Annotated in this window: 3 protein-coding genes and 1 pseudogene; 3 read left to right on the plus strand and 1 reads right to left on the minus strand. The window is 73.7% G+C overall.

Going from position 1 to position 3659, the window contains the following annotated elements; genetic code table 11:
- From Ato02nite_RS50230 to rplI, 3 genes and pseudogenes are all read left to right on the plus strand, one after another.
- Nucleotides 1-226, plus strand: a pseudogene (locus tag Ato02nite_RS50230) (single-stranded DNA-binding protein); the annotation flags it as partial.
- Nucleotides 227-262: 36 nt separating this feature from the next.
- The gene (gene rpsR / locus Ato02nite_RS50235) at nt 263-502 is read left to right on the plus strand and encodes a 30S ribosomal protein S18 (RefSeq protein WP_007073789.1); all 240 of its coding nucleotides are present in this window, start codon (nt 263-265) and stop codon (nt 500-502) included.
- A gap of 14 nt (nt 503-516) precedes the next feature.
- On the plus strand, nt 517-966 hold the full coding sequence (gene rplI / locus Ato02nite_RS50240) for a 50S ribosomal protein L9 (RefSeq protein WP_213013842.1): 450 nt from the start codon (nt 517-519) through the stop codon (nt 964-966).
- 76 nt (nt 967-1042) lie between these two features.
- On the opposite strand, the gene Ato02nite_RS50245 is transcribed toward rplI, so the two are convergent.
- Nucleotides 1043-3259, minus strand: a complete 2217-nt coding sequence (locus Ato02nite_RS50245) for a hypothetical protein (protein WP_213013843.1) — start codon at nt 3257-3259, stop codon at nt 1043-1045.
- Nucleotides 3260-3659 lie beyond the last annotated feature (400 nt).

The raw sequence follows: 3659 nt of genomic DNA on the forward strand, positions 1-3659 counted from the left end.
CGCCACGGCGAAGGTGCAGCGGATGAACCGTTCCGGCGGTGGCGGGGGCGGCGGCTTCGGCGCCTCCAACGGTGGTGGCGGTGGCAACCGGCAGCAGCCCAGCACCAGCAGCGGTGGCGGCGGAGGAAACTTCGACGACCCGTGGGCGACTGCCGCTCCGGCCCAGGGTGCGGCGCGCTCCGGCGGTGGCACCCCCTCCTCGTTCGACGACGAGCCTCCCTTCTAGCCCGTGAGGGCTGCATCGAGTTCAGGAGTAAGAGCAATGGCTAAGGCTGCGGCGCTTCGCAAGCCGAAGAAGAAGGTGAACCCGCTCGACAAGGACGGGATCACCTACATCGACTACAAGGACACCGCCCTGCTGCGGAAGTTCATCTCCGACCGGGGCAAGATCCGTGCCCGCCGGGTCACCGGAGTGACGTCCCAGCAGCAGCGGCAGATTGCCCGCGCGGTCAAGAACGCCCGCGAGATGGCTCTTCTGCCCTACACGGCGACGGCGCGCTGAGGAAGGTCTGCGAAATGAAGATCATCCTCACTCAGGAAGTGTCCGGTCTCGGCACTCCCGGCGACATCGTCGAGGTCAAGAACGGCTACGGCCGTAACTACCTGCTGCCCCAGGGTTTCGCGATCCAGTGGACCAAGGGCGCCGAGAAGCAGGTCGTCGTCATCAAGCGGGCGCGCGATGCCCGTGAGATCCGCGACCTGGGTCAGGCCAACGAGGTCAAGGAGCAGCTGTCCGGCCTCAAGGTCACGCTGATCGCGCGTTCCGGCAACGGCGGGCGTCTGTTCGGCTCGATCACCCCGGCCGAGATCGCCGACGCGGTCAAGGCCGCCGGCGGCCCGGTGCTGGACCGTCGTCGTCTCGAGCTGCCCGGTCACATCAAGACCACCGGCTCGTACAACGTGCAGGTCAAGCTCCACCCCGAGGTGACCGCGACGTTCCCGGTGAACGTCGTAGCCGCCAAGTAGTTTCGCTTTTCCATCGGCGCGTCGGGCTTCGGCCCGGCGCGCCGATGGCGTTCCGGCGGGTCGTTCCTCGAAGCGGTCAGCTCAGGCTGTTGCCGGTGATGGCGGAGGCCAGCACGGTGGCCAGGCCGCCGCCGACGACCGCGGCCGCGAGGCCCACGCTGATCGCCTTCCACGAGCTGCTGAACCGCCGGATGCCGACCGCGACCAGCACGCTGAGCACCAGCGAGATCAGGAACTGCGGGGCCGCGCTGGCCAGGGTGTCCAGCGCGTGCGACTGCGAACCGGAGTTCGCCACCAGCATGTAAATGATGAAAAGGACGATGGGTACGCCGTACCAGATCACCGTGTAACCGACCGCGGCGAGCGGGCCGCCCGACTCCTGGTCATCCTCCTCGTCCGGGTCGAGCAGGTCGCTCTTCCGGATCGTCGGGAAGCTGCCGGTCACTGGCCGGCGCTCGTACGAGCCGGTCATGCCGCCCTGGAAGCCACGCGGGTCCCGCTGGTCGCGCGGAACCGGCGAGATCAGCGAGGTGGAGGCGGCGGATAAGTTCGCCGATTGCTGGACAGCGGCTGAGCCGCTCGACCGAAAGGGCACGTAATCCGAGGTGCCGAAGCGCCGTGATTCACCATCGGCGAGATCGCTGGGATCGGCGAGATCTCGGCGCCAGTCGTCGCCGCCGCTCTCCCGATAGACGGCCGAACCACGGCCGGTGTCGGTGTTCTCGTCGAGCCGCCAGGAACTGAGGTCCTTGTTGGCGGGGTCGCCGAGCGTCCACGAAGGAGCTTCCGTCGCAGCTTCGAGCCGCCGGCTGCCCTCCGGATCGAGATCGCGTCGCCAGTCGGCCGCGGCCGGCGGTTCCTCGGCCCGTCGCCGGCCACTGCCGGACGGGTCCAGGTCACGGCGCCAATCGTCGGCTCCCGTCGGCTCGTCGACCGCCCGGCGACCCGCCCCGGAGGGATCGAGATCGCGGCGCCAGTCATCCGCCGGCGGGGCCTCGTCGGCTCGTCGGCGGGTGCCGTACGGGACTCCGCTGCGCGGGGCGTTGCCGGGCGCGCCGTAGGGAACGCCGCTGCGTGGGGCGTTACCCGGGCCGTACGGAACGAGGCTGCTCGGGGCGGCGCCGGGCTCGTCCACCCGGGCGCGGCCACTGGGCAGTTCGCGGCGCGGTGTGCCGTAGGCCGGGCCGCTCGCGGGAGCGGCGCCACTGCCGTAAGCGGGGCCGCCTGCCGGAGCGCCGCCGCCGTAGGCCGGGCCGCTTGCGGGGGCAGCGCCGCCGCCGTAGACCGGGCCGTCGCCGTAGGCCGGGCCGCCGGCGGGAGCCGCGCCGAAGGTCGTGGTGTCGTCGGGGCGGGCGCGGCCGCTCGGGAGCGCGCGGCGCGGGGTGCCGTAGGCGGGACCGCTCGCGGGAGCGGCGCCACCGCCGTAGACCGGGCCGCTCGCCGGGGCAGCGCTGCCGTAGACCGGGCCGCCCGCCGGGCCGCCGTCGTAGTCGCGACCAGGGTCGTCGTCATACGCCGGGCCACGGCCACCGTAGGTGGGGTCGCTGGTCGGAGCGCTCCCGTAGGCGGTGGTGTCGTCCGGGCGGCCTCGGCCGCTGGGCAACTCACGGCCGCTGGGCAGTGCCCGCCGCGGGGTGCTGCCGTAGGCGGGACCGCTGCGCGGCGAGCTCGACGGGCCGCCCTGGCCACGGCCCGGCGCGGGGTACTCGAAGTCGTCGCCGGGCGGCGGTGTGCCGTAGGGCGTCGCGCTGCGCGGGGAGTTGGACGGCATCGCGCTGCGCGGCGCGCTCGACGGCATGGCGCTGCGCGGTGCGGGGCCGCCGCCCTGGCTGGGCGGGTTGCGCCAGTCGTCGCCGTCGGAGTCCGAGCGGCGGCGTGCTCCGCGGCCGTCGTCGTCCGGTGTGGACGGTCCGGCCGGTAACTCGCGACGCGGGGCCTGGGGTGGGTGCGCGGAGTCGCGGCGGGCGGCCTCCTCGCGCCATGCCTGCACGCGCGGGTCGTCGTCGGAGCGGGTCCACTGGCCGGTGTCGGGGTCGCGGGTCCAGCTGCTGGTGTCCGGCTCGGCGGCCCAGGAGCCGGTGTGCTCGCGCCAGTCGTCCTTGACCTCGTTGTAACGGGCCTTGCCACGCGACGGAGGCCGGGGCGGACCGTCGGGCCGGGCGCCTCGTCGGCCGCCCGGAACGGCAGGACCGCCCGGCGCACCGGCGTCGCGGTCATCCCCGGCGAAACGCGGGTCGTCGGCCGGCTCGGCCTCGGCGCGGTTGCGTCGGCGGCCGATGCCGGTGGACGACACGGCAACCTCGGGATAACCGGCCGAGCCTCGGCCGGATCCACGTCCGCCTTCGCGGCCGAATCCCGGCTCGCCCTGACCGCCTCCACGGCCGAAGCCGGCCTGATCGGCAGGGCCTGCCCCGCGGCTGAAGCCAGCCTGATCGGCAGGGCCCGTCCCCCGGCCGAAGCCGCCCGGCTCGGCCGGAGCCCCGCCGCGGCCGAAGCCCGTGGTGGGAGCGGCTGCGGGTGGCTCAATGGGAGCCGCACCACGGCCGAAGCCGGTGGTCGGCGCGGCGGGTGGCGGTTCGGTGGGATAGCCCGCGCCACGGCCGAAGCCGGTCGTGGGAGCCGAAGCCGGCGGGTCAGCCGGATAAGCACCGCGCCCGAAGCCGGTGGTCGGTGCGGCGGCCGGTGGATCGGCG

The sequence above is a fragment of the Paractinoplanes toevensis genome, from assembly GCF_018332695.1.
Taxonomy (GTDB): domain Bacteria; phylum Actinomycetota; class Actinomycetes; order Mycobacteriales; family Micromonosporaceae; genus Actinoplanes; species Actinoplanes toevensis.

Excerpts from the sequence above, each read along its gene's own strand:
- rpsR (WP_007073789.1), top strand. The coding sequence starts at position 263 with ATGGCTAAGGCTGCGGCGCTTCGCAAGCCGAAGAAGAAGGTGAACCCG.
- rplI (WP_213013842.1), top strand. The coding sequence starts at position 517 with ATGAAGATCATCCTCACTCAGGAAGTGTCCGGTCTCGGCACTCCCGGC.